Annotated in this window: 17 protein-coding genes; 5 read left to right on the top strand and 12 right to left on the bottom strand. The window is 72.8% G+C overall.

The features are described from left to right. Window positions 1-131 precede the first annotated feature (131 nt). From AB0M80_RS08730 to murJ, 4 genes are all read right to left on the bottom strand, one after another. A complete protein-coding gene (locus AB0M80_RS08730) occupies window positions 132-923 on the bottom strand; it encodes a hypothetical protein (RefSeq protein WP_364560922.1) in 792 nt (263 codons plus the stop codon). Next, window positions 920-1,543: an RNA polymerase sigma factor SigM gene (gene sigM / locus AB0M80_RS08725; protein WP_364560919.1), complete on the bottom strand. Its 624-nt coding sequence runs from the start codon at window positions 1,541-1,543 to the stop codon at window positions 920-922. Before sigM ends, AB0M80_RS08730 begins: the two co-directional genes overlap by 4 nt. A gap of 31 nt (window positions 1,544-1,574) precedes the next feature. After that, on the bottom strand, window positions 1,575-3,167 hold the full coding sequence (locus AB0M80_RS08720) for a protein kinase family protein (protein ID WP_364560916.1): 1,593 nt from the start codon (window positions 3,165-3,167) through the stop codon (window positions 1,575-1,577). A gap of 79 nt (window positions 3,168-3,246) precedes the next feature. Beyond that, on the bottom strand, window positions 3,247-4,971 hold the full coding sequence (gene murJ / locus AB0M80_RS08715; protein ID WP_364560913.1) for a murein biosynthesis integral membrane protein MurJ: 1,725 nt from the start codon (window positions 4,969-4,971) through the stop codon (window positions 3,247-3,249). Between the two features lie 246 nt (window positions 4,972-5,217). On the opposite strand from murJ, the gene AB0M80_RS08710 reads away from it, so the two are divergent. Continuing rightward, window positions 5,218-6,243 (top strand): hypothetical protein, encoded by a 1,026-nt coding sequence (locus tag AB0M80_RS08710; RefSeq protein ID WP_364560910.1) that lies wholly within the window; start codon window positions 5,218-5,220, stop codon window positions 6,241-6,243. A 124-nt stretch (window positions 6,244-6,367) separates the two neighbouring features. On the opposite strand, the gene AB0M80_RS08705 is transcribed toward AB0M80_RS08710, so the two are convergent. Continuing rightward, on the bottom strand, window positions 6,368-8,521 hold the full coding sequence (locus tag AB0M80_RS08705; RefSeq protein WP_364560908.1) for a DUF6049 family protein: 2,154 nt from the start codon (window positions 8,519-8,521) through the stop codon (window positions 6,368-6,370). Next, entirely contained in the window at window positions 8,518-9,072 is a 555-nt protein-coding gene (locus AB0M80_RS08700) for an NUDIX hydrolase (RefSeq protein ID WP_364560905.1), read from the bottom strand. The genes AB0M80_RS08705 and AB0M80_RS08700 overlap by 4 nt, the downstream gene beginning before the upstream one ends. Window positions 9,073-9,173: 101 nt before the next feature. Between AB0M80_RS08700 and AB0M80_RS08695 the strand changes: the two genes are divergently transcribed. The 3 genes from AB0M80_RS08695 to AB0M80_RS08685 are packed head-to-tail and all read left to right on the top strand — an operon-like array spanning window position 9,174 to window position 12,791. Further along, entirely contained in the window at window positions 9,174-10,616 is a 1,443-nt protein-coding gene (locus tag AB0M80_RS08695) for a CCA tRNA nucleotidyltransferase (RefSeq protein ID WP_364560902.1), read from the top strand. A 3-nt stretch (window positions 10,617-10,619) separates the two neighbouring features. Beyond that, window positions 10,620-11,927, top strand: a complete 1,308-nt coding sequence (locus AB0M80_RS08690) for an ATP-binding protein (RefSeq protein ID WP_364560899.1) — start codon at window positions 10,620-10,622, stop codon at window positions 11,925-11,927. A gap of 12 nt (window positions 11,928-11,939) precedes the next feature. Beyond that, a complete protein-coding gene (locus tag AB0M80_RS08685) occupies window positions 11,940-12,791 on the top strand; it encodes a class I SAM-dependent methyltransferase (RefSeq protein ID WP_364560896.1) in 852 nt (283 codons plus the stop codon). Here the strand turns inward: AB0M80_RS08685 and AB0M80_RS08680 are convergent. The 6 genes from AB0M80_RS08680 to AB0M80_RS08655 are packed head-to-tail and all read right to left on the bottom strand — an operon-like array spanning window position 12,778 to window position 25,657. Beyond that, window positions 12,778-14,685: a TNT domain-containing protein gene (locus AB0M80_RS08680; RefSeq protein WP_364560893.1), complete on the bottom strand. Its 1,908-nt coding sequence runs from the start codon at window positions 14,683-14,685 to the stop codon at window positions 12,778-12,780. The genes AB0M80_RS08685 and AB0M80_RS08680 overlap by 14 nt on opposite strands. A 35-nt stretch (window positions 14,686-14,720) precedes the next feature. Then, a complete protein-coding gene (locus AB0M80_RS08675; protein WP_364560891.1) occupies window positions 14,721-17,579 on the bottom strand; it encodes an ADP-ribosylglycohydrolase family protein in 2,859 nt (952 codons plus the stop codon). A gap of 16 nt (window positions 17,580-17,595) precedes the next feature. Then, a complete protein-coding gene (locus tag AB0M80_RS08670; protein WP_364560888.1) occupies window positions 17,596-19,839 on the bottom strand; it encodes an ADP-ribosylglycohydrolase family protein in 2,244 nt (747 codons plus the stop codon). Then, entirely contained in the window at window positions 19,840-21,255 is a 1,416-nt protein-coding gene (locus tag AB0M80_RS08665; RefSeq protein ID WP_364560886.1) for a TNT domain-containing protein, read from the bottom strand. Next, a complete protein-coding gene (locus AB0M80_RS08660; protein ID WP_364560883.1) occupies window positions 21,252-21,689 on the bottom strand; it encodes a hypothetical protein in 438 nt (145 codons plus the stop codon). Before AB0M80_RS08660 ends, AB0M80_RS08665 begins: the two co-directional genes overlap by 4 nt. Next, a complete protein-coding gene (locus AB0M80_RS08655; RefSeq protein ID WP_364560880.1) occupies window positions 21,686-25,657 on the bottom strand; it encodes a toxin glutamine deamidase domain-containing protein in 3,972 nt (1,323 codons plus the stop codon). The genes AB0M80_RS08660 and AB0M80_RS08655 overlap by 4 nt, the downstream gene beginning before the upstream one ends. A 120-nt stretch (window positions 25,658-25,777) precedes the next feature. On the opposite strand from AB0M80_RS08655, the gene AB0M80_RS08650 reads away from it, so the two are divergent. Continuing rightward, the coding region (locus tag AB0M80_RS08650; RefSeq protein ID WP_364560877.1) for a hypothetical protein at window positions 25,778-26,065 on the top strand (288 nt) is incomplete at its 3' end.

Genomic DNA, 26,065 nt, shown 5'->3' with positions numbered 1-26,065 from the left:
GCTCGTAGTGACACCCGTGTACCAGGCTCAACACGATCGTAGGTGGCCATGTTCCCAGCCGTGACACCGCTCATGGGGGTTCCGGGTGGCGGAGCCCCCGGCCCGGGGCGAAGCCCCGGATGTCACCGCCGCTACTTCTCCCCGACGACCTTGTCGAACAGCACGGCCGGATTTCCCGGCCCGCAGTCCGCGCCGAAGGCCACGAGCCGGAACTGGGCCAGCTTGCCGGTGGTCAGGATGATCATCACGCCGGCCTTGCCGCCGACGTTCACCGGGCGGATGCCCTCCGGACGCACCTTCGGGTCGAGCCCGGCGGCCGCGATGCAGGCGTCGAGGCGGTCCTCGTTCTGCAGCGGACCGAAGTCGCGGACGCCGATCGCCTTGCCGACCAGTGCCTGCGCGCCGGCGCCGTCGTCGCCGACCGACGGACCCGTCGGGGCCGGGGCAGCCACGTTCGGCGTGGCGCCCGGCGGTGACGTGTTCGGGAGCGCGAAGGTCACGGCGACGATCGCCACCGCGGCCGCGGTCAGGACGCCGGCGGCCCAGCCGAGCCGCTTGTTCCGCCGCCGCCGGGCCGCCGCGAGGTCCACCACCTGGGCGTCCCCGGACCCGGCCTGCTCCGGTGCCGTCGCGGTCCGTTGCCGGGGAAAGGTGGCGGCTGCCTCGGCGGCCAGGGCCGCGTCGAGCCGCGCCGCGAACTCCGCGGGCATCGGCGGGGCCGGCGCGTCCGCGAACGAGGCCAAGTCGGCCCGCGTCGCGTCGAGGGCGTCCAGGATCGCCCGGGCTTCCGGGTCGGCGTTGACCAGCGGCCACAGCTCGGCCGCCTGCGTGTCCTCCAGGACACCGGCGTGGAGGTCGGCGAGCACGTCGACAGACCAGGGCGGACCGATGGTCCCCCCGATCCCCCGGCTTTCGTCCGTCATCGTCCCTCCCCGCTACCCGGCTGACGCCCGGCCCGTTTGCTTTCGTGAGTTGGGACGTTCGCAATCGCATCGGGGTTCCGCAGGTGTCCGAGAACCTTCGCGAGTTTCCCCCGGCCGCGCGCGCACCGGCTCTTCACGGTGCCTTCGGCGATGCCGAGCATCTTGGCCGTCTCGGCGACGGAGTACCCCTCGACGTCGACGAGCAGGATCGGGGCACGCTGGTCTCCGGGCAGCTGGTCGAGGGCCTCGCGCACGAGCAGGCTGGTCTCCCGCTCCGCCATCGAGTCGCGGGGCGCGGCGGGCTCGTTGAAGCCGGTTTCCGGCAGCGGCACGGTCGGGCGCGCCTGGCGGCGGCGGATCCGGTCGAGGCAGGCGTTCACCACGATCCGGTGCAGCCAGGTGGTGACCTGCGACTCCGCCCGGAAGTTCCCGGCCGCGCGGAACGCCGAGATGAACGCGTCCTGCAACGCGTCGGCGGCCTCTTCCGGGTCGCGGACCGTGCGCAGGGCGACTGCCCACATGCGGTCGCGATGTCGCCGGACGAGTTCGCTGAACGCATGAGGGTCCCCCGCGGCGTGAGCCGCTATCAGATCCGCATCCGTGGGAGCTGCAGCTGTCACCCGCAAGAGCCTACTGACCCTGTCGGGTGCGTCACCCCGCAGGCAGGAAGGACAGGTCGCCTATTTCGGTCATGTACTGCCCGTCGGCGTCGCCCAGCTGGGTGATCCAGACGACGAAGTACTCGCCCTGCGTCGGCTGAGCGAGCGGGATGATCGTCTCGCCGTCCTTCAGGTCGCCGTTGCCGACCACCTTCGTGTCGGCCAGGTCCGGGTTCTTCTCGGTCGCCGAGCGGATCTCGATCTTCGAGCCCGGGGTGCCGCCGATGACCTTCACCTGGCTGAGGTTGATCGGGTTCTCGAAGGAGACGACCAGCCCGACACCCGGCTTGATGGTGGGGAACTGCTGCTTGTACTTCTCGGTCCGCCACTCCGTCTCGGCCTTGCCGTCGATCGCGTACTTCGCCCGGCTGGTGTTGTCGCCCCGGCCCTCGGGGTTGTAGACGGCCACCGACTGCGGGGGCACCGCGGCGCCCACGGACGGCGACGGCGGCGGGGCCGGAGCCGACGAGGACGCGGGCGGCGGCGCGCTCTGCTGGCTCGACGCCGGCGGCGCGGCGACGTTGATCGACGGCCCGCTCGCCTTCGAATCGCCCTGGAAGACGTTGATCAGCATCAGGCCGCCCCAGGCGAGGATGACGACGGTCGCGACCACCAGAACCGTCACGCCCAGCGCGAGCTTGCGCCGCCGGGCGACGTCCTTGACCGGCTTCTTCGTCGTCCAGATCGTGCCGTCGGGCTCGGCGACGTCACCGCCGACGGCCTTGATCAGCTGGGTGCGCTCCTCTTCCTCGGCCACCTGGCCGAGGACGCGGAGGATGGCCGCGCTGGTGCGGATGCCGCCGTTGCCGCCGTCCTCGATCGTGCGCACGGCCAGCGACGAGAGATCGGCGGGGACCGTCGGCGCCAGCTGGCGCGGCGGGACGATCCGGCCCTGCGGTGTCATCGGGGCCGCCGGGATCGCGGGCGGGCCGCCGGGCAGCGCCCAGCGCCCGGTCAGCAGCAGGTACAGGACCGCGCCGAGCGCCTTGACGTCGTCGCGCAGCGTCGCCTCCGGCAGCGGGCCGGGGAACGCGAGCTTGAGCGCGCCGTTCGGCGTCAGCCGCAGGCGCTGGGGGTGGTCGAGCCCGAGGACGAGCCCGTTCTGGTGGGCCTGCTCGACGGCTTCGGCCAGCGCCTGCACCATCCGCGCGGCCGCGGCGGGGGCCACCGGCCGCTGCGCGACGAGGTCGACCAGGTCGCTGCCCTTGGTCCACTCCGCGACGACGACGCCGAGCAGGCCCTCGCTGGACGTGATGCCGCTGCCGAGGGCGAGCACGTCCAGCACGCGGGCGACGCCCCCGTGCCCGAACTTCGACGCGTGGGTCGCGCGTTCGAGGGTGCGCCGGGCCAGCCGGGCCGCTTCGGGGTCGGCAGGATCGCCGACCAGCAGGGTCAGCGCGACGTCCCGCTTCAGCTGACCGTCCCGGGCGCGCCAAAGGTGCGCGTCGCCCCGCTCGTCCACGCCGAACTGCGCGAGGAGGCGGTAGCGGCCGTCGCCGACCACCCGCCCGGGGGCCAGCGATCCGACCTGGGCCTTGCCCACGTGGTTCGCACCCCCCGCCTGTTCGCTCCGCCTCGTGTCCACCCGCACTCTCCCGCTAGCTCCCCGCACCGAGAATACCCAGAATACGACGCGGGAGTCGTCGCCTTCCGTACCGGAATCGTTACCCGCGCTTGATCAACCGGGTGAACCTGGAAGTGGCCGGCGCCAGCTCCTCGACCTTCAGGGCCACCAGCACGCCGAACGAGACGACGATGCCCACGATGCTCTGCAGGAGAAGCTTCGCCCAGGCCCCCAACCGAGGCCCGAACGAGTCCGGCACCAGCTTCCCCGCCGCCCACGCGGCGGCGACGCCGAGGACGCTCGCCACGATCGTGAACAGGATCACGCCGATCACCCGCTTGCTGCGCAAGTTGCCCAGCGTCACCCAGAGCCAAACCTGGCCGAGGATCGCGCCGACCACGAACGTCAGCGCGTTGACCATCATCACGCCGAGCACGACGTTGTCCGGCGTCAGCAGCACCGGGCACAGGTACAGCAGCGGCACCTTGACCAGCGTCATCACGATCATGATCAGCGTCGGCGTGCGGGCGTCCTTCATCGCGTAGAACACCCGCATCTGCAGCATGACCAGCGCGTACGGCAGCAGCGCGAACGCCGAGATGGCGAGCGCGTCACCGAGCCGCTCGGCCGTTTCGACCGTGCCCCGGCCGAAGGTGAACAGCGCGATGCCGATCGAGCCGCCGACCACGGTCATCACCGCGGAGATCGGCACGAGCATCACCGTCGAGATCCGCGACGCGTACGACAGGTCGCCGATCAGCTTCTTGTGGTCGCCATCGGCGGCCGCGCGGCTCATCCGCGGCATGATCGCCGTCAGCAGCGAGACGCCGATGACGCCGTACGGCAGCTGGAAGAGCAGCCAGGCGTTGCTGTAAGCCGTCACACCACCGGGCGAACCGCTGGTCAGCACGCGCGTGTTGATCGTGTAGCCGATCTGGCTCACCGCGACGTAGCCGAGGATCCACAGGGCGAGGCCGCCGAACTCCTTCATCTGCTTGTCGATGCCCCAGCGCCACTTGAACCGGAAGCCGGACCGCAGCAGCGGCGGGATCAGCAGCAGCGCCTGGGCGACGATGCCGCCGGTGACGCCGATGCCCAGCGTCAGCACCTTGGGGTCGGTGATCGAGACGTGCCCGGTGTCGATGTCGCCCGGCATGATCCAGACGACCAGGATCGTGAAGATGACGACCAGGTTGTTGATCACCGGCGCCCACGCCGTCGGCCCGAAGATCTGCTTGGCGTTGAGCACGGCCGAGAGCAGGGCGAACACGCCGTAGAAGAAGATCTCCGGCAGCAGCAGGTAGGCGAACGCCGTGGTCAGGTCGGCGCTGGCGCCGCCCGACGAGTCGACGTAGAGACTCGTGAACGCCGGCGCGGCGATCACCGCGACGACCGTGCCGACCAGCAGCAACGTGAACGCCACCGTGATGAGCCGCTGGGTGTAGGCCGTGCCGCCGTCGGGCTCGTCCTGCGAACGCACCAGCAGCGGCACCACCACGCTGGCGAGCACGCCACCCATCAGCAGCTCGAAGATGATGTTGGGCATCGTGTTGGCGACGTTGAACGAGTCGTTCGCGATGCCCTGGCCGATCGCGCCGACCAGCAGCAGCTTCCAGAGGAAGCCGGTGATCCGGCTGATCAGCGACGCGATGGCCATCCGCCCGGACGCTTTCGCCAGCGACGGCGCCTTGGCCGGGGCCTCCGGGGCCTCCTCGCCCGGCCTCGGCTTGACCAGCGGCGTCTTGAGCGCCGGCATGACCTGGGTGGCCAGCGCGTCGTACGGCCGCATGACGTCGGGGTCGGCGACCGGCCAGCGCGAGTTCATCGGGACACCGGCGGTGCGCGGGATGAACCGCGTCGCCTCCGGGTCGCGCGGCGGGGCCTGCTGGGCCTCCTCTTGCCACGGCCGGACCGGCGCCGGGCGGCGGGAGCCGCGGCCGCGGGGCGGAACCGGCGTGCCCGGTGGCGGGGTGCCGGGGGCCGGGCCGCCCGCAGGCGGCGCGAGAGCCGGGCTACCCGGGGGTGGGGTGCCGAGAGCCGGACCGCCCGGCGGTGGGGTGCCGGGGACCGGGTGGCCCGGAGGCGGGGCCGCGGGCGGCTGCGGCAGCCGCCCCTGGACCGACGCGCTCTGCTGCGGCGGCGGACCCGGCAGGTTGGGTGGCGGCGGTACGGGCTGGACGCGGGTGGGCACCGGACCCGCACCGCGCGGGGGCTGGGCGCCACGGGGCGGCTGAGGCGGTCCCGGCGGCGGCGGGACGCGCCGGGGCGGGCGGCCATCGCGGAGAGGAGCGTCATCGCCTGCCGGGCGGCCGTCGCGGACTGGGCGGCCATCGCGGAGAGGGGCGTCATCGCCTGCGGGGCGGCCGTCGCGGACTGGGCGGCCATCGCGGAGAGGGGCGTCATCGCCTGCGGGGCGGCCGTCGCGGACTGGGCGGTTGTCGCGGAGAGGGGCGTCATCGCCTGCGGGGCGGCCGTCGCGGACTGGGCGGTTGTCGCGGAGAGGGGCGTCATCGCCTGCGGGGCGGCCGTCGCGGACTGGGCGGTTGTCGCGGAGAGGGGCGTCATCGCCTACCGGGCGGCCGTCGCGGACTGGGCGGCCGTCGCGCACCGGACGACCGTCGCGAGGAGGAGCTTCGTCGCCTCCCGGGCGCTCCCGGACCGGGGCTTCGTCGTGGACGGGCCGGCCGTCGCGCGGGGGCACGTCGTCGCGGGGCGGGCGAGCCGGTGCGTCGTCTCGCCCGCGCCGCTGGTCGCGCCCACGCCCGTCACGTGCGGGGGCGTCGTCGCGCGCCCGCCGCTGGTCGCGGGCCGGGCGCCGGGCGGGGTCGTCTTCGCGGGCCGGGCGGCGGGGGGAGCCGTCGTCGCGGACCGGGCGGCGATCACGCACCGTCGCGTCTTCGGGGGCCGGCATCTGGCGGGTGTGGCCGTTGCGGGGCGGCTGGCGGCGGCCGCGCTCCGGTGGGGGCGGCGGGACCGGCGGCGGCTGCTGCGGCGGTGGCTGGCGGCGGACCGGCTGCGACGCCCGCGGAGGCCCGTCACCTCGTTGCGGGGGCGGGGGGCCTTCGCGCCGAGGACGACCCGCACGCTCGGGTGGTAAGCCCGGCTCTCTTTCCAACGCGTGCCCAATCCTCGGTGCTCTTCTCCGGTGCGGCGGCCCGGTGCCGCGCACGTGCGGACCAAGGGTAATCGCGAACGGCCCGGAACACCCGAGGGCCGAGCGATCAGTCCACGACGTCGCGGCCCGCGCGGGCGTCCTTCACCCGTCGGTAGATGCGCCGGGAGGCGAGCAGAAGCAGGGCCACACCTGCGGCGACGGTGGCGATGATGGTGATCGCGCCGTACTCGGTGGACGTCAGCTCGAACCGCGCGGACGACCCGAGCTGGGTACCGGTGGGCGTGCTCAACGACACATCGACGCTGAACCGGCCGGCTCGCAGCGCCTCGACGGGGAGGAAGTAGTTCTTGCCGCCGCTGGCCGGGAAGTACCAGTCCTTGGCGTCCTCCGCGCGCAGGCCGGTGTTGTTGTCGAGCGCGAACCGGGCGTTGATCCCGACCGGCAGGTCGTTGCTGACGTACACCGGCAGCGGCGAGTTGCCGGACGCCAGCGCAATCGTCTGCTTCGGCTGCGAGACGGTCACCCGCCCGCTGATCGCCGCGAGCTCGGCCTGGGCGTTCGTGGTCGCCGCGTCCGCCGGCAGCCCCCGCCACGCCGTGGAGGCGCCGCGCAGCTCGGCCAGCCGGACCGGCTCGACGACGTCGTCCGGTTTCACCCGTTTGGTCGGGTCGATCTGCATCGCGGACGCCAGCCCGGTGGCCTGGACGTCGAGGGCCGACAGGGTCGAGACGACGCCCGCGTCGATGCCGGCGGCCGGGTCCTGGCCGCCGGCGCCGACCGAGCCGGTGACCGCCGGATCGGCAGCGAGCAGCGTCGAGAGCCCGGTCGCGGTGAGCAGGTCCGCGTTCAGAAAGTCACCGACCTGCTGCAGGTACGTGCCGAACTCCTCGGGAGCGGCGTCCCAGCGCCGCGGCGGCGCGACCAGCAGGTGCTCGGGCCGCTGCTGCCCGGCGGCCTGGCCCAGCCCGGCGCGGAAGGCGAGGGCGCCGAGGCCGTTCTGGCTCGCGACCGCCCGCTCGGTCGTGGCGGGCACCGTGACCGAGTCCGGCACGGTCGGGACGCCCGTCATCGCGGCGGAGATCAGCGAGTCGGTCGGCTGGACGCGGACGGTGCTGCCCTGCACGGTGACCCCGCCGCCGCCCGCCGCGGGCGCGAGCTTGCCCGCGTCGGTGAGCACGGTGTGCACGCCGGCCGCGGTGAGCGCGGTCAGCACCGACGCGCTGGGTGTGCCGTCCGGCCAGAGCACGCCGGTCTGCGGGGTGACGCCGGTCAGCTGCTGGATGGTCGCGGCGCCGGCGGCCGCCCGGGTGACCAGCCCGGCGTCGCCGGGCCGGATGCGGGTGAGCGCGTCGAGGTCGGTGTCGGCGAACGGCAGCGCCACCACGCAGCGGCTGCCGACCAGCGAGCGGAGCGCGGACAGCCACGTCTTCGCGGCCTCGACGCCCTTGCCGTCGACGTTCCCCGCGTCCGTGTGGACGAGGTAGCCGCGGCTCATCCCGTCGACGGTCGCGAGCAGGTCCGGGTCGAGCGCGAAGCACATCGACTTCGCGAGGTCCGAGTTGTTCCGCACGGCCGACGCGGCCGCGGTGACCAGCGCGTTCAGCCGCCCGTCGGGGCTGATTTCGCCGGCCAGCCGGTCGTCGGCCAGCACCAGCGGGCTCCCGTACGGCGCCGCGTAGACGTGCGGGACGTTGCTGGTCAGCGGCCAGAGCAGGGTCATGCTCGGCGCGCCGGCCCGGTTGCCGGCCTGCCCGCCAGGCCCGGCCAGCACCGGCATCAGCATGCTGACCGCGCCGAGCCGCGCGGGCCCGCCGAACTCCGGCGTGCCGTTGACGTTGACCAGCAGCGGGTAGACGCCGGGGCGGCTGAACCGGACCGCCCGCGGGCCGGTGAGGTTCACGGTGATGTTCAGCGGGGCGCTCTGCCCGGGCTCCAGCACGTCGGCGACCGACGCGAAGTCGGTCAGCGGGCTGTCCTTGACGACCACGCCGGACAGCACGTCGGCGATCCCGCGTTCGTTCGTCGTCCGCTCGCCGACCTGCAACCGCACCTGCGGCCTGGTGACCTTGCGGTCGCCGGTGTTGGTCACCGTGCCGGCGACGGTCAGCGTCGTCGTCGAGGTGGTGATCACGCGTGGGCTGAGCTGGGCCAGATCGACGCGCAGGCGGGCGCCCTCGGCCGCCTGGGCCACCGAGGCTCCGGCGAGGGCCGGGCCGGCCAGGAAGAGGACGGAAAGGAAGGCTGCGGCGAACCGCTTCACTCGGGGGCTCCCTCAGGGGCGTGCTCGTCTCGTCCGTGGACGTCCGGGCGCGCGAAAAGTTCCTTGAGCATCTGACTGGCCTTCCGGACGAGCTTGCGCTCGTCGGAGTAGGCGAGTTTGGACTCCAGCTCGGCCAGCGGGACCCAGGCCACCTCGGTGACCTCGACGTCCTCGTCGGACAGCTCACCGCCGAGCGCTTCGAGCAGGAAGTGGTGCACGGTCTTGTGGATACGCCGCTTCTCGGCCACGAACCAGTAGTCGATGGTGCCCAGCGGCCGCAGCACCCGCGCGGAGATGCCGGTTTCCTCCCGCACCTCCCGCACGGCCGTCTGTTCCACCGTTTCACCGTCCTCGATGTGGCCCTTGGGCAGCGACCACAGCAGTCTGCCGTGCCGGTCGAGCCGGCCGATCAGCACCGCCTGTTCGCCCTCCGCGTCCACCACGAGACCACCGGCCGACGTCTCGTCGACCGTGGTCAGCCGCCTGCCGCGCTGACGCCTGCGCCGCCTGCGCGGCTTCGAGGCGCCGGGGCGGCCGGCTGATCCAGACATGCTGCGATGCTAGAGCAAACGGTTGCCCCGGTAGGCTGGCTCTCCGTGTCCGTGTCCGGCGGTGCCTGGAGCTATCGCACCTGGAACGTAGTGGGATTTTCGTGAACGACGTGGTCGCCGACCAGAACGCGGTGGTGGAGCTGATGCAGGTCTCCCCCTTGGCGGAGGAGCTGGCGGAAAGGTTCGCCAGGGCGGGGCACCGCCTGTACCTCGTGGGCGGCAGCGTGCGCGACGCACTGCTCGGCCGCCAGTCCGGCGACCTGGACTTCACCACCGATGCGCGGCCCGACCGGGTCCTGAAGATCGTCAGCGGGTGGGGCGACGCCGTCTGGGACGTCGGGATCGCGTTCGGCACGGTCGGCGTGACGAAGAAGGGCATGCAGCTCGAGATCACGACGTTCCGCGCCGACAGCTACGACCGGGTCGGCCGCAACCCCGAGGTCACCTTCGGCGACAACATCGAGGGCGACCTGCTTCGCCGCGACTTCACGGTCAACGCGATGGCCGTCGAGCTCGCGTCGAAGACGTTCATCGACCCGCACGACGGGCTGAGCGCGCTGCGGGAGAAGGTCCTGGACACCCCGGCGACCCCGCAGGAGTCGTTCGCCGACGACCCCCTGCGGATGCTGCGCGCCGCCCGCTTCGCCGCACAGCTGGGCTTCACCGCCGCCCCGCGGGTGGTCGACGCGATGACGTCGATGGCCGGCGAGATCGACCGGATCACCGCCGAGCGGGTGCAGGCCGAGCTGTCGAAGCTGCTGCTGGCGGCCGACCCGCGGCCGGGGCTGGAGCTGCTGGTCGGCACCGGGCTGGCCGACCGGGTGCTGCCCGAGGTGTCCGGCATGCGGCTGGCGATCGACGAGCACCACCAGCACAAGGACGTCTACCAGCACTCGCTGACCGTGCTGGCCCAGGCGATCGAGCTGGAGACTTCGCACGAGCCGACGTCGGAGCCGGACCTGATTCTGCGGCTGGCGGCGCTGCTGCACGACGTCGGCAAGCCGGCGACCCGGGAGTTCCAGCCGGGCGGCGGCGTCAGCTTCCACCACCACGAGGTGGTCGGCGCGCGGATGGCCCGCAAACGTTTGCGGGCGCTGAAGTTCTCGAAGGAGATCATCGACGACGTCTCCCAGCTCGTGTTCCTCCACCTGCGGTTCCACGGCTACGGCAAGGGCGAGTGGACGGACTCGGCGGTGCGCCGGTACGTGACCGACGCCGGGCCGCTGCTGACCCGGCTGCACAAGCTGGTCCGCGCCGACTGCACCACGCGCAACCGCCGGAAGGCGGCCGCGCTGCAGGCGACGTACGACGACCTCGAGGCCCGGATCGTCGCGCTCAAGGCCAAGGAGGACCTCGACCGCGTCCGGCCGGACCTCAACGGCGAGCAGATCATGGAGCTGCTCGGCCTCAAGCCGGGGCCGGACGTCGGGAAGGCGTGGAAGTTCCTCAAGGAGCTGCGCCTGGACCGCGGCCCGCTGGAGCACGACGAGGCCGTCGCCGAGCTGAAGAAGTGGGCCGCGGAAAACGGCGTCGGGGACGCGTGAGCGGTGGCCGGCGGGGGCAGCTTCCTGGTGGCGCTGCTGCGGCGCGGCGCCCCGGCGATCGCCACCGCCACGAGTGAGCTGCCCGACGAGATCGCCGACCCGGCCCCGATGCACGCGCTGCGGCGCATCTCCCGGATGTCGGGCCCGATCGACCCTGCCGAGCGTGACGGCCTGCTCCTGCGCGCGACCCGCTACGTCGTGCTCATCCCGCTGGCCTACCGGCTGCTCGCGGTGCCGGGCCAGTTCGGCGTCTACGTCCTCCAGCACGGCGCGACCGGGCTGCTGCCGGTCGGGATCTTCACCATCCTGTCGGTGGCGCTGAACGTCGCCGGCCTCCGCTGGATGTTCCGCTCGGCGCCGTTCCGCGGCCGGGACGCCGGCAAGCTACTGGCCGTCGACCTGGCCTTCACGGTGCTTTCGCCGCTGGTCCTCGCGCTCACCGTGCGGGCGCCGGAGTACTTCGACGCGCTCGCGGTCAGCAGCGTCCACCTGTTCGGCGAGGCCGGGCTGCTGACGCTGGCGCTGGGTCTCCCGAGCGGCCTGGTGTTCGGCCTGCTCAGCTTCCCCCTCCGGATGCTGGCGAACTGGCTGAACACCGGCGAATTCCTGGTCGGGGCCGCGTTCTCGACGTACTCCGTCCTGCTCGCGGAGCTGTTCCTGGCCACCGCCGCGCTGGTGCTGACCGGGCTCGGCACCCGCCTGGCCCTGGCGTACGGCATCCGCAGCGGGCGGCTCGCCGAGCGCGCCCAGCAGCACCGGAGGCTGCACGACACCGTGTTGCAGACGCTGGAGGCGATGGCGCTGTCCGGCACCTCCGACGCCGAGGAGCGGCTGGTGGAGATCCAGCGGCTGGCGCGGGCGCAGGCGATGGAGATCCGGCACACGATCGAGTCGGCGGCGTCCGAGCGGGCCGAGACCGGTGCGCGGCCGCTGGGCGAGAAGCTGGCCGCGCTCGCCGCCGAGATGGCGCGCGACGGGCTGCGCGCCCAGCTCGTGGTGGCCGAACTGGACGACGACACGCTGTCGGAGGTCCGGCAGATCGCCATCCGCGACGCCGTGCGCGAAGCCATGCGGAACACGATGAAGCACTCCGGGACCGACCGGGTCGTCGTCCGCGTCGAGGAGCGTGACGGCGGGATCGCGGTGATCACCCGCGACCACGGCAGCGGGTTCGACAAGGCCGAGCGGCCGGCCGGGTTCGGCATCAGCGAGTCGATCACCGCGCGGCTGGCCGAGGTCGGCGGGACGTCGAAGGTCGAGTCGGGACTCGCCGGGGGAGGCACGCGGGTGACGTTGTGGGTCCCGTTCTGATATCTCCTGACCATGACCTCGATCGAGCTGCTGGCCGACGCCCTCGCCGCCTACCGGTCCGGTGACCACGACCAGGCCGCCGAATTCGCCGCCCAGGCCGGGCGCGCCGGTTCCACGCTGGCGGACGAACTGCGGGCCTACCTGGCCGGCGAGGACTCGGCGCCGGTGTACGACCAGCCGAGCGCGTTCACGGCGTTCATCCGCGGCGGCGGCAACGTCGGGCTGTACCGGGCGCTGAGCGCCGAGCTGGCCGCCCGGTACGACGCCGGGAAGCCGGAGTCGCTGCTCGACCTGGGCTGTGGTGACGGCCTCGCCGTGGTGCCCGCGCTGGAGCAGGCGTCGCACCTACCCCCGCGGATCGACCTGGTCGAACCGTCGGCCGCGCTGCTGGAGGGCGTCCACGAGCGGGTGCCGTCGGCCCAGTGCTGGCAGTCGACCGCGCAGGACTTCCTGGCCCGGGACGACCTCGGGTGGGACTTCGTCCAGTCGACGTTCGCGCTGCAGTCCATCGAGCCGGAGCTGCGCGCGGAGGTGCTGCGCGCCCTGCAGCCGCGGACCAGGACCCTGGTGCTCGCCGAGTTCGACGTCCCCGAGTTCGCCGAAGGCTCGCCGGAGCACCTCCGGTCGCTCGTCGAGCGCTACGAGCGTGGCGTGGCCGAGTACGGCGAAGACGCCTCGCTGGTCGCGCAGGGATTCCTGCTGCCCGTGCTGCTCGGGATCGTCTCCGGGCAGCAGCGGACGAACTGGGAACACCCGGCGTCGGTCTGGGTCGAGCAGCTGACGACGGCGGGCTTCGCCGAGGTCGGCGTCGAACCGCTCGCCGACTACTGGTGGTCGCCCGCCGTCCTGATCACTGCCTGCTGAGCGAGCCCGTCTCGAGGTGCTGGGCGAGCGGCCGGGGCAGCAGGTAGGCGACCGCGCCGCCCGGCAACCCACCCCACGGCGCCGCCACACCGGTCAGCACCCGCACCGCGCGCTGCACCCGGTAGAGCCGCTTCTCGCGTTCGCGCTCGAACGCCAGCGCCGTCTCGACGAACCGCGAGCCGTCGGCGTGCACCAGGTTGCCGGTCTCGTTGCCGAACCGGACGACCGTCGTTCCCGGGGCGAGCACGATCAGGCGCTTGCCCCGGTAGAAGTTCAACGGCGGTTCGCCGCGCATCGGCAGGATCGGCCAGTCGGCGGGCTGGTCGGACTCGTCCGCCGGCCGCGGCGGCAGCATCAGCAGCACGCCGAGCAGGAACCGGGCCGCGTCGCCGAGCGAGCCGAACGCCACCGGTTCGTCGGACGGCGGCCGCGATACCTCCCAGCCGTTCTCGGCGCGACGCAGCGTCCACACGCCTTCGGCGGGTATCTCGTTCGCGCCGATCCGGTAGGCCGCCGCCGGCACGCCGTGCTCGGCGAGCCGCTGCTGGAGCAGCTCCAGGGTCTCCGCGCCGCGCAGGTTCCGGACCTGTTCACCGCGGGCGACGCGGGTGAGCGCGCGCTCGTCCGGCAGGTCGGCGGTCGTCTGCGGCGGCCGCGGCTGGCCGAGGACCTCCGCCTCCGCCGTCGCGCGGACGAGTTCGCCGACGAACGGCGGCCGGAAGCCGGCCGCACGGATGTGCTCGACCAGCTCCGGCTCCGGCGGCACCCCGTACTTGCGCAGGTAGTGCGGCACGGCGGCGGGCCAGACCCAGGTGCCGTCGGTGTGGAACGCGTTCGGCACGTCCGGCTTCGCGCCCGGCGGGCCGAAGATGTCCGGCAGCGGCGCGGGCCGGTGCAGCGCCACCGGCGCCCGGAACAGGTAGTCGAGCACGCCGCGGACCTGGTCCGGCGGCACCGGCGGCCGGTTGACGACCGGGCGTTCGCCCTCGACGTGCGCGTCGGCGACCCGCGCGTGCCGGAACACGACGTCCAGCGGCAGCCCCGCCTTCGCCGTCAGCCACGCCGGCATGTGCTTCGACGTCCGTGGGAAGGTCGCCAGCTCCAGCTCGTAAGCGGCGGTCGACGGGCGCCCGCCGTCGTTGGGCGGCACCCGCCAGTCCGGCTCGCGATCGGCGTCGAAGTCGAAGTCGAACTGCGACTGCGCGTCGAGGGTGAACGTGCCCTGGAACCACGTGCCGGCCTCGGCCTGGTACATCGCCGCCCGCAGCCGCGCGAAGAGCCCGCCGAGGCGGGGCGCCGCGGGCAGCGACACCGACACCGGGCCGTCCTCGTCCCCGACCGCGCGGACCTCGATCTCGGCGTAGTCGCCGACCTGCCGGAACTGCGCGCCGACCCGCGCCCAGCCGCCGGGCACGGTGTGCAGCAGCGTCCGGCCGATGGCGCGCAGCAGCGCGTTCTGGTCGCCGGTGCCCGGCTTGGGCCGCGCCTCGGGCGCTTCGGTGAAGTCGAGCCGCGTCTGCCACAGCGCCGTGACCTGCTTCGCCGGCACCGTGACCGAGAAGTCGATCAGACCCAGCTGCGCCGCGCGGGCGGCGTCGTCGTGGACCCAGCGCAGCGTCAGCTCGGGCCGCGCGCCCGGCGCGACCTCGAAGACCTCCCCGTCGTACTCGGCGAAGGTCCGCAGGGTGAACGTCGACGGCACCTCGCTCGCCGGCACCACCCGCGCCGGACGGCCGTCGAACTCCTTGTCGAAGCCCTCCGGCGCTTCTTCCTCCGGCAGCACGGACAACAACACGGTGCCGTCCGTGGTCGACCGTTGCGCGCGGAAGGTCCCCTCACCCCACGTCGCATACAGGCCGTCCGGGCGTTCGGCCACTTCAACCCGGTAACGCACGTTTGTCCTCCCCGTCCCCAGTAACCCCGAGAAACCTAGTCGACCGGGTACCGAGCGAACCACCGGTCGTCGCCCGGCGCACCCGGGCCGAATTCGGTGAGCGCGTCGTCTGCCAGGCCGACGATGACGTCGCGGAGTTCCAGCCGGTCCAGCCAGCTTTCCCGCAGGGCTTCCTCGCCGTACATCGCGCCGGCGAGGTTGCCGCAGACCGAACCGGTCGAGTCGCTGTCGCCGCTGTGGTTGACCGCCGCGAGCAACGCCGAGTCGGCGTCCGTGGTGGTCAGCGCGACGTACACCGACATCGACAACGCGGTCTCGCCGACGTTGCCCTGCCCCAGCGACTCCAGCTTCTCCGGCGTCGGCGGCCCCTGCTCCGCCAGCGCCAGAGCCGCGTCGAGCGCGGTGCTCTGCTCTTCGTGGCCGGCGTGCTTCACGAGCTCGGCCCGCGCCGCCGCGACCGCGTCGAGCAGCGGCTTTCCGTGCAGCAGCTCGCGCACGATCACCGCGAAGCACCCGGACGACAAATACCCGCTGGGGTGACCGTGGGTCAGCGCCGCACTCTCGGCCCCGAGCCGGAACACCTCGGCGAGGTCGTCCGACCACAACGCGATCGGCGCCGCGCGCATCACGCCGCCGCAGCCCTTCGAGTTGTTCACCGGCCGTGCGGTGGTGCCCCGGACCCCCGAGCGGCCGTACGCCTCCAGCTCGCCGAAGCAGGTCAGACCCGGTGCGCGGCGGCTGAACAGCTCCTGGTGGGTGACCAGCCAGCCGTCCGGCGCCTCGACGGCAGACTGCGGCCCGCGGGCCCGGTCCCACGTGACGCCCTGGGTGTGCAGCCAGCGCTGGTAGGCCATCTGCAGCGAGTGGACGACGTCGGCGGAACCGGTCCGCCGCTGCTGCGCGTGCGCCCGGATCAGCGCCTCGAGCGTGAAGAGCGTCATCTGCGTGTCGTCGGTGATCCGGCCGACGCCGCCGTACGCGGGGATGAAGTCGGTGATGCCGTCCGGCCCGGCGATCTCGCGGATCCGGTCGATCGAGTCGAACTCCGTCTTCGCGCCCAGCGCGTCGCCGATCGCCCCGGCGAGCAGGCTGCCCCGCAGTCGCGATCGCAAGTCGGGTCCCTTCGGTTTCGGGGTGAACCGGCCGCTCGGGTACCGGCGCTCCCAGCGTGCGTGTTCCGCGGTCTCCGTCCGGAGGCCGTCGCGGTTGAAGTACCAGAAGACGTCGCTCGCGACGTCGTCGAGCAGGCCGAGGTCGGTCAGCGAAGCCACCCACGGCAGCCCCGGTACGCCGACCCGGGCGCCGACCAGGGCGCCGGTGATCGCGCCGGCGACCGGGCCGGACCGCGCGGCGAGGCGGATCGCCGCTTCCGGGTCGTAGCCGCGCTTGGCCGCGGCGAACAGCGCGCGGCCCAGCACCGACCGCACGCTCCGGCCGTCGCCGATGCTCTCCAGCTGGGTGACGTCATCGGCGTCGCGGTCCTCGCGCAGGGCCAGCGTCGACGCCGCCAGGTCGCCGCCTGCCTCCCGCAGCCGGACGTGCACCGGCAGGGCGAACGCTTCCCGGGTCAGCAGGGCCTGGAACAGCGAAATCAGCAGCTCGACGCCTTCGGTGACCTCGGCTCCGGCCGCACTGCCGGTCAGCTCGCGGGCGACGTCCTTCGCGTACTGCTCGCCGTCGACGTCCGCGAGCGCGACCGCCCCGGCCGGGGTCGCGGCCAACGCGGTGGCCAGCAGCGCGGAGAACTCGGCGGGCGCGGGGCCCGCGTGCCGGGTCGCGACGGCGAGCCAGCCGACCGGGTCCGGCTCGGGCAGCGTCGCCGGCACCGCGCCGGCCGGCACCGGCGGCAGGCCGCGCAGCACCGCGTCGGTGTGGAACAGCAGGTGCCGCGTCAGCCCACCCATCGGCAGCGGGCCTGCCGGGTCCGCGCCGCCGCCCAGCGCGTCACCGATCGCGAAGCCGACGTACGCGCCGACGATCCGATGCCACGCGAAGCGCCCGGCCGGCGTCCCGAAGGCGGAGAACTTCCCGAACGTCCACGGCACCGGCCGCGGGCGCGCGGTTTCGTCCACGTGCGCGATCAGGCCGTTGGCGCCCAGGTCGGCGGGCCATTCCGGCTCCTGGCCGGCCCGGCGCCGGACGCCGTTGCGGTACCGCCAGGCGAAGCCGCGCAGGTACCGGACGCACTCGCCGGGGGTCAGCTCGAAGTGGTGGTCGCGGGCGTGGTCCGCCGCGTACCGCAGGTGCCGTTCCAGCAGGTCGGGCGGCTCCATGCCGAACTCCGCGACCAGCTCGGGCAGCGCCTGGGTGACCTCGGGCCCGGCTTCCGGCGCCGGCTCCTCGACCCGGGACCGCCGCTCGGCGGGCCCGACGTCGCCCAGCTCGGCGGCGGTCAAGCTGCGGACCAGACCGGTGCCGGGGTCGAGGGTCAGCCCGGTCCCCGGCCGGTCGGCCAGCAGCTCGCGGACGGTCACCCGCCACCGGCGCGGATAGCGCCCGGGCACCTTCGCCGACGAGCTGTACGCGATGACCTCGCGTCCGCTCGTGCCGGGCACCGGCCGCAGCAGCGGCTCGCCGGTGCCGAGCAACGGCACGAACACGTCGCAGTCGAGCACAGCCTGCACGAAGTCGGCGCGGCTGATCCAGTTCACGCCCAGGTAGTTCAGCAGTTTTTCGGCGTCCGTCGTGGGCACCGGAAAGCCGTGCCACACCGGGCCCCCGGTGTACTGCTCGTTGTCCCGGCGCGGACCCGTCGGCTCCCCGAACAGCGTGTACTGCGCCCAGCCGCGGATGGCCCGCACGGGGATGCCGAGGCCGGGAAACGCCTTTTCGTCGAACTCCGGATCGACGTCGGGGCGCCACTCGACGAAGCCGCCGGCTTCCGCTTCTTCCATTCTCCCCATCCTCGCGCTAATGCCGCGGGTACCGCTCGATCCACGCGTCGCCGAGCGCGCCCAGCGCCGAATGCCGGTCGAAGTGCCAGTAGGCGTCCGAAGCGACGTTCTCGACCAGGTACCGCAGTTCCAGCTGGTCGACCCACTTCTGCGGCAGGCCGGGGATCCCGGTGCGCGCGCCGAGCAGGGCACCGGCGATCGCCCCGGTGAGCGCGCTGCGGCCGGAGTGGTTGACGGCGCGAAGCAGCGCCTGCTCCGGGTAGTTCTCGAAGCCCGACAACGCGGCGAAGGCGCGTCCGAGCACCGACAGCGTCGTCTTGCCGTCGCCGATCAGCTCGGGCATCCGCAGGTCGGGCAGCCCGTGTTCGCCGAAGAACGGCACCGACTCGGCGACCGTCTCCGCGATCGCCACCCACTCCGGGCCCTGCTGGAACTGGTTGTCCGGGTTGAGCACCTCGCGGCTGGTGTTCCAGATCGGGAAGCTGAACGGGTCCTTCGTCAGCGCGTGCTCGAACAGCCAGGTCAGGTAGGTCGCGGCGGCCAGGTCGGGCTCGGTGGGGTGGGTGACGCCCGCCAGCTCGCGCACCGCCTGCCGCGCGCCACCGCTGAACCCGCTGCCGGGCCCGGCCATGGTCAGCGCCGCGGGCAAAGCGGGGATCAGCGCGGCCGGGCCGGTCATCGGCTGCGCGCCGGCGGCACCGGTCGCGAGCTGGTGGTAGGCGTTGAGCTCGGCGTCGTCGGCGTCGCGCCGGGCGTGCAGGTCCGGGACCTGCACGAGCCAGCCGTCCGGGGCGTCCATCGGCGCGCCCTGGGTGCGCAGCCAGCGCTGCAGCGCCCCGCGGACGACGTCGGGGAAGAGCTGCTCGGCTTCGCGGGATTCCGGCTGCTCGCGGTGCGGGCTGCGGATCACGGCCTCGGTGTAGAACAGCAGCCGCTGCGTCAGCGAGCCGATCCGGCCGGGCTGGTCGAACGCCGGGAGCAGGTCGGTGATCCCCTCGATGCCGTACTTCGCGTGGATGTCGTGCAGCATCATCCGGTCGACAGCCGCGCCGAGGGCCTCCCCGAGCGCGAAGCCGACGTACGCGCCTGTGACGCGCTGCCAGCCGTAGCGGAAGCCGTCGAGGTCCTGCTCGAAGTACTTGCCGAAGGTGTCGAGCCGCGGCACGGTGCGGCCGCTGTTGTCGTACGCCGGGGCCAGGCCGTTCGCGCGCAGGTCGTTGGGCTTGCTGCGCGGCGGCTCCGGCATCTCCATCCGCTTCAGCCAGGACGCGCCGAGCACGGTCTTCGCACACTCCTCGGCGGTCAGCTCGAAGCCACGCCGGCGCGCCTTCTCGGCGGCCATGAGCGGCGGCTTCACCGGGTCCGGCAGGCCCATCCGGGCCGCGGTCTCGGCGGCGACCCGGATCAGGTCCTCCTCCGCCTCGGGGCAGCGGCCGTGCACGTCGATGCGCGGTTCGTGCCGCGGAAACCGCTTGACGATCTGCGCGAGCTCGCCGCTGGAGACGTCCTCGATGGTCGTCGGACCGCCGTTGATCACCAGGTTCGGCGGGTGCTCGAACTCGGCCAGCGTCGCGACGTCGACCTTCCACCAGCCGTGCTCGCGCGAGGGCAGGTGCCGGGTCGAGCTGAACACCTTGAGCTCGTTGCGTTCCTCGGCGAAGTAGAATCGGTCGGTCTTGCCGGTTTCCAGGTCGAGCGGGACGAACACCTCGCAGCGGATCAGCCCGATCAGCAGCAGCTCCCGGGTCAGCCAGCCGACGCTGGCGAACGACAGCAGCGTCTCGAGGGCGTTCTCCGGCTTCGGGTAGCCGCGGCGGATCGGGCCCGCCTTGTACTCGGGGTTCTCGCGCTCTTCGCCGGTCTGGTTGCCCTCGGCGTCGACCTTCACCCAGCCCGCGACGGCCTGCAGCGGCACGCCCAGCTCACCGAGCCCGGCCTTGACGTACTCGGGGTCGACGACCTCGCGCCAGTTCTCCTGGCCGGGGAACGCCACCGGCACCGACAGCCCGCCGGGGTGCGGGTGCGCCTGCCGCAGCTCGCCGTCCGGCTCGCGGACGACGACCGACGGCGGCGGGAAGATCTCCTTCTCCGGCCGGCCCTCGTCGAGGAACGCGATGGTGTTGTAGGGCACCGACCAGCCCTCGGGGATGCGCAGCACCTTCTCGGTGTCCACCCGGAGCCCGGCCGGACCGGAGACGTCCGGGCCGTGCACCGCACGCAGCCACTGACCGACCTTGGCAATCGCTTCCGCCGCTTCCACCTACTCGATCCTCTCCAGGCTTCCGTCGGACTCGTGCTCGGCGATCGTCTTCGGCAGCACGAAAGCCACCGCGCCACCCGGCAGGTTCGCCCACGGAACCGTGATGCCGGTGATCACGTGCAGGGGGCGTCTCAGCCGGTAGCTCCGCCGCACCCGCTCCCGTTCCAGCGGCAGCGACGTCGTGGCGAACCGTACCTCCCCGTGGTGGACGAGGTTGCCGGGTTCCTCGCCGAAGCGCAGCACGACCGTACCCGCCACCAGCCTGGTGATGCGCTTGTTGCGGAGCAGGGTGAGGGGAGGCTCACCCGGCGCCGGGTGCACCGGCCAGTCGTCGAGCTCCTTCGCGGTTTCCAGCGGTGTTTCGTGCCCGGCGGTCATCCGGGCGGGGTGCAGCAGCAACGCGCCCAGCAGCTGCTGGGCGGCGTCCTCGAGCCGGGTGAAGTACTTCGGTGCGCGGGGTTTCCCGCCGGCGTACGCGGCGACTTCCCAGCCGTCGGGGGTGAAGTTGAGGCACCACGCGCCGTCCGCCCGCGCGCCGACCCGGTACGCCTCGGGCCAGACCCCGTGCTCGCCGAGCCGCTGCACCAGCACGATCAGCAGCTCTTCGTCGGCGAGCTTCGGATCCGGCGTCGTCTCCAGCTCGGCGGCGACGTCCCCGGCGGTCTTCTTCACGTCGGCGCGGCCCGGCTTCGGCCGCGGCTTGCCCAGCAGGTCCGCCTCGGCGGTCCGGCGGACCAGCGGCTCGACGTACGGCGGCTGGAAGTGGTGGCGGCGGATGTGCGCGACCAGGTCCGGTTCCGGCGGTACGCCGTATTCCGCCAGGAGGTCCGGCACCGCCGCGGACCAGATCCACGTGCCGTCGGTGTGGAAGCGTTCGTCGCCTTCTTCGTGCACGACGGCTTCCCGCTCGAGGTACTGCAGCACGAGCGGCACCTCGGTGTCGGTCAGCGGCGGCCGTTCGACGTCCGGGCCGCCGGCGTCGGCGTGCCGGAACACCACGCCCAGCGGGAGCTGCGCGCGCAGCCGCCACCAGTCCGGGATGTGCTCGTCGGCCCGCGGGTACGTGGCGAGCTCCTCGGGGTAGGCGGCCGGCTCCGGCGCGTCCGTCCACACCGGATCGTCGTCGAGCGCGAAGTCGAAGTCGAAGGTGCCGTCGGGATCGAGCGTGAACCGCGCCTGCAGCCAGGTGCCGCGCTCCTCGGTGTACATGCCGGCCCGGAGCTCGGCGAAGAGGTCGATGAGCTCCTCCGGCGTCGCCGTGTTGTGCCCCGCGCTCTCGGTGTGCTTCCCGACCTGCCGGAAGTCGACGACGGCCGGCGCGGTGGCGTCGGCCCGGTGCTCGCGCACGAGCTTTCCCAGGCGCACCAAGAGGGTGCGCTGCTCGTCGGGGGAAAGCCGATGTTCCACGTGAATCATTGCGCCGACGTCGAGCTGTAGCTGAAGGTCGGCGGCTGTCCCGCGTCGAGGCGCGCGAACTCGTCCTCCCACATCTTGAACGTGCGCCGGTACAGCGAAACCTTGAGCGCCGCCTCCTCGCGGCTGAGTGGCCGCCCCTCTTCGCGGGCCACCGAGTGCATGGCGCTGATCGTGTCGTAGAGGGCGAAGATCGGGCCCCCGCCGCGGAGGTACTCCCGCCGCAGGTCCTCGGTCCGGACGACGAACTGCTGCTCGGTGAGCGTCCCGATGTCCCCGGCTCGCGCGAAGAGGACGTCGTCGATCTTGTCGTTGTCCTCGACGAACCGCCCGGTCTTCCAGTTCAGGATGTACCCGGCCAGTCCGCCGTCGGCCGTGGTGTCGAGCCGGTACGGGCTGTCGTAGTGGCGGAAGTACGCCGGCGTCTCGATCGTCATTGCTCCGGCCTCTTGTTCAGCGCTTCCCAGAACTTTTCCCGCTCCCGCTTCAACAGGGCGTTGAGCAGAGCCTGCTCCTCCGGCGTGTACGGCCGCGGCCGCTTCTTCCCGGTCTCCGGATCGGGACCGGGGCCTTCCTCGACGGCCCGGGCCTTGATGTCCCGGCGCACCTCGTAGAGCGCGTGGTCGTAGGCCGAGACGGCGTCGACCGCCTTGAGGTGCAGCCGGAACTCGGCGACGTGGCCGTCGATCCGGACCTTCATCTGCAGGTCGCTGTACCCGGCGGGCTGCGGCTTCACGAACCGGTCCTCGAACTCGACGATTTCGATGTCGTCGCGCGCCCGGATCTTCTCCAGGGCGGCGTACAGCATCTCGATCTTCTCGAAGCGGACGATGCCGCCGGCGATGTCGGTCAGCCGCGACGGGTCGCCGCCGTAGTTCGACTCGATCTTGTCCTCGGCGCGGCCGCGGCCCTTGAGCGTCTTGCGCAGGTCGGGTTCGCCTTCGGTTTCGGCGGCGATGGCCGGCACGACCTCGCGCAGCTTGTCCATCGCGACTTCGGCCCGGGTGTACACGTCATCCAGGTACTTCTTGAACTCCGTCGCGTTGCCCAGGTGCTCCTGGGGGTAGTGCGGCTGACGGCGGTCGGCGTCCTCGTACCGGGCGTTGTCCGCGGTCGCCTCCTCGGACACCCGCCGCTCGGTTTCGCCCAGCTCGATGTGCTGCGGTTCCGCCGGGATCTCCTCCGGGAGCGTGCCACGCTCCCGCTGCTCGTGGACGTCCCGCAGGGAGTCCTCGAAGATCCGCACGGCCTCGTCGTGTGCGAGCAGGTTGCCCAGCGCCAGGGGCCGCCTCGCCAGCGAGTCGGCGATGTAGGCGTTGGCCTCGTCGCCGAGCAGCCGGACCAGCTCGGGCCGGTTCGGCAGCTGCGCTTCGAGGTAGTCCTTGAGCGGGCCGAGGTCGTGCGCGCGGCCCAGTTCGTCCTTGGCTTCGACGCGCGCGTTCGCCAAATCCGGGTCCGCCAGCGCGGCCTGCAGGTCTTCGCGGCCGAGGAAGCGCTCCGCGACCGGGTCCGCGACTCCGTAACCGCTGTGTTCCGTCGTGGTCGCCCCGGGTTCGGCGGGCACGTGGACCTCGTCCGGCGTGCCGACGTGCATCAGCTTGATGCCCTTCGGCGGCTGCGGCAGGTGCATGAGGTCGCCGGACTGCGGGTCGATGAAGGCGACGCCGTCGGGGGTGTGCACGACCATCGCGACGTGCCCGTACACGACCCCGTTCGGGCCTTCGTACTTCACCGCGACCACGGCGTGGTGGTCCAGCGGCTTGTCGCGCATCTCGCGGATGACGTCGTCGTAGCTGCCGCGCTCGGAGAACGTCTCGCCGAAACGGCCTTCGAGGTGCTCGAGCGTGCCGCGGGTGCCCATCTCGTGGAACAGGATCGGCTCGGCCGTCATGTCGCCGCCACGCAGCCGGTCCATGTAGGCCTCGGGCGCGCGGGTGCAGTTGGACATGTACCCGTTCTCCAGCGCGCCCGGCTGGTGGAAGCCCGGGTTGACGTCACGCAGGTGCGGGTGCCGCTCCTGCACGTAGGCCGCGCGCTCCGCCGGCGTCGCCGTGTCGGCGTGGATGGCAGGTTCGGACGGCGGGTTCGTCGCCCTGGCCAGCGACGAGTAGTCCGGCTGGGGCTCCTGGACCACGGGTGTCTCGACGGGGCCGTCCAAGACGTCGCTGACCTTCGGCGGTTCCGGCTGGTGGTGCTGCGCCGGCTCGCCGAAGCCGCCGAGGCGTTCCATCAGCGCCGCCTGCTTGCGCCGTTCGAACTCGGCCGCGTTGTGGTCGTTCTCGGCGCGCCGCTCGGCCATCTTCCGCTGCGCGGCTTCGGAGTCGAGGTAGCGCGGGTGGCCGGGCCCGATCTCCTCGGCCTCGATGACCCACTTGCGGCGGCCTTCGGGCGTGATCTCGAGCCGCCGTTCGTGCACCAGCAGCTGCGTGCCGGGCGGCGACAGCGACTCGCGCTCGGACGGGTTCTCGGCGAGCTTCGAGATGTCGCGGAGGTTGTCCGAGCGGACGTGCAGCTCGACGTCGTCGCCGAACTTGCTCGTCGAGAACTCGCTGGTCTTGATGGACGCGCTGGAGAAGGACGGCTCGACGACCACATCACCGGGGTTGTACGGCCCGGCGACGAGCTCGGCCAGCCGCGGGTCCCCGCCGACGTCGAAGGCGCGGATGGTCTCGCCGGACGTGCGCGGGACCTGGTTGAGGCCGTCGGTGATGGCGCGCGTGTTCTCCTGCGCGAGGTCGAAGCCGGGGTGCCCGGGGCCGCGGCGCAGGGCCTCGTTGACGTCGTAGGCGTACTCGCCGCGGGTGTAGCCGTGGACCGCGACGGCGCCTTCGTCGGTGAGGGGCAGCCCGGCGGCGTCCCGGCGGGCCAGCGCGCGGTCGTGGATCTGCTGGTAGATGCCCTCGTCGCCGACCGCGCGGCGGATGCTCTCGTGGTCGGCCGGAGTGCCGCGGTGTTCGCCGTCGAAGAGGTAGCCCTCGTCGTGCGGCACCCGCTCGGGCGCCGGGTTGAGCCGGTCGGCGATGCCCTGGTGCGGCGCCGCCTCCCCGCCCCCGAGCGGCATGGCGTGGATGCCGGTGGCGTCGTGCGGCAGCTCGGCGAGCCGCCCGGTGACCGGATCGGCGAACACGATGCCGTGCTCGGTGTGGACCGCGGCGACCAGCCGCGACTCGCCGGTGACGTGTTCGAACGCGACGGCCGTCCGGGCGCCGACGGGGCGCTCGCCGAGCTCGCGCGCGACGCTGTCGAAGCTCTCCCGGCTGCTCCACTGCCCGCCGAGCTGCTCACCGACGTGCGCGAGGGTCTGTGGCCGCGCCGGCCCGGCGACGACGTCCTCGCCGTTCATCCGCCGCTCGAAGGCGACCAGCGACTCCGCGGCGTTGGTCCGGAAGCCGTTTTCGAGGGCGTCCGGGCTGTAGTGGTTGCGGGTGTTGACCGAGCCGAGCTCGGGAACGGCGTCGCGGACGAGGCGAGCGTGCTGCTGCGGCGTCTCGACCGACCCGGCGTGCAGCACGGGCACGCCGCCCGGCCGGAGCGGCTCGGCGAGCTGCGACCAGCCCCCGTCGGGCTCCCCGGTGGCGGGCCGGCGCCGTTCGGGAGCGGGCGGCGCGTCCACCGGGTCGAAGCCGAGCAGCTTGGACATGTCGCTGGTCGGCTTCAGGTGCGGGTGTTCGGCGTAGAACTGCTCGAGTTCGGCGTCGGCTTCCCGCTGGAAGCGTTCCGCGTCGGCGCGCTCGTCGGCCCGGCGCTGTTCGATGGCGTGCCGGGCATCGGTCTCGCCGAGGTGCCGCGGATCACCGGGACCGATCTCCTCGGCGTGCACGATCCACTGCGGTTCCCCGGGCCGTCGATTCGGGTTGTCCGGGTGCCCCGGGCCCTTTTCGATGCTGGTGATCTCGAACTGCGTCCCGGCCTTGAAGAGGACTTCGCGTTCGTGCCCGATGCTGGCCAGCGCTTCGACGTCGCGGCCGTTCTTGGACTGGATCCGCATCTCGACCTCGCCGGGGAAGGTGCTGCGCGGGTGCTCCGCGTCGACCTTCGACGAGCTGAGGAACGACGGTTCGGTGATGTGCGCGCCCTCGTGGAAGCGCCCGAGGAAGGCTTCGAGCCGCGCGGGATCCCCGTGGAAGTCGATCCGCCGCGAAACGGTCCCGACGTGCGGCGGAAGTTCGTTCAGCCCGGAGACGAGCGCCCCGGCCTGCGGAGCGAGGTCGACGAGTTCGGGGCCGCCCATCCGCAGCGCGTGGTTGAGCGGACCGACCATTTCGTACCGCGTGTAAGCGTGCACGGCGAACGCCCCGGCGTCGGACACGCCGGGATGGAACTCGTCGCGCTTGGCGAGGGCTTCGCGCCGGACCTGCTCGTGCCGCCACTCGCCGTCCTCCAGGCTCTGCCGCCCGGAGTCCATGAAGGTGTCCTCGATCCGCCGGACCCCGGCGGGGTCATCGGTGCGGAAGCCGTGGTCGGCGAGGTAGGGCTCGTCGGCCCCGTGCGCGACGGGGCTCTCGGCAGCGGACGCCTCCGGCGGATGTCCGGCAGCGGGCGGCTGCTCGTGGTCAGGGTCGTGCTCGGCAGCGGGCGGCTGTTCGGCCGGGCGCTCGTGGTCGGGGGCGTGTTCTTCTGTCGGGTGTGTAGGCGTTCGGTCGGGCGACTGTTCGGCCGGGCGCTCGTGGTCGGGGGCGTGTTCTTCTGTCGGGTGGGCAGGCGTTCGGTCGGCCGGCTGTTCGGCCGGGCGCTCGTGGTCGGGGGCGTGTTCTTCTGTCGGGTGGGCAGGCGTTCGGTCGGCCGGCTGTTCGGCCGGGCGCTCGTGGTCGGG

The sequence above is a fragment of the Amycolatopsis sp. NPDC051045 genome (assembly GCF_040682955.1).
Lineage (GTDB): Bacteria > Actinomycetota > Actinomycetes > Mycobacteriales > Pseudonocardiaceae > Amycolatopsis.
This window is presented reverse-complemented; position numbering and strand designations above follow the sequence as displayed.

Coding starts and splice junctions, on each gene's coding strand:
- AB0M80_RS08730 (WP_364560922.1), bottom strand. CDS start 923: ATGACGGACGAAAGCCGGGGGATCGGGGGGACCATCGGTCCGCCCTGG.
- murJ (WP_364560913.1), bottom strand. CDS start 4,971: ATGAACTCGCGCTGGCCGGTCGCCGACCCCGACGTCATGCGGCCGTAC.
- AB0M80_RS08700 (WP_364560905.1), bottom strand. CDS start 9,072: ATGTCTGGATCAGCCGGCCGCCCCGGCGCCTCGAAGCCGCGCAGGCGG.
- AB0M80_RS08685 (WP_364560896.1), top strand. CDS start 11,940: ATGACCTCGATCGAGCTGCTGGCCGACGCCCTCGCCGCCTACCGGTCC.
- AB0M80_RS08675 (WP_364560891.1), bottom strand. CDS start 17,579: ATGGAAGAAGCGGAAGCCGGCGGCTTCGTCGAGTGGCGCCCCGACGTC.
- AB0M80_RS08665 (WP_364560886.1), bottom strand. CDS start 21,255: ATGATTCACGTGGAACATCGGCTTTCCCCCGACGAGCAGCGCACCCTC.
- AB0M80_RS08660 (WP_364560883.1), bottom strand. CDS start 21,689: ATGACGATCGAGACGCCGGCGTACTTCCGCCACTACGACAGCCCGTAC.
- AB0M80_RS08655 (WP_364560880.1), bottom strand. CDS start 25,657: ATGGACTCCGGGCGGCAGAGCCTGGAGGACGGCGAGTGGCGGCACGAG.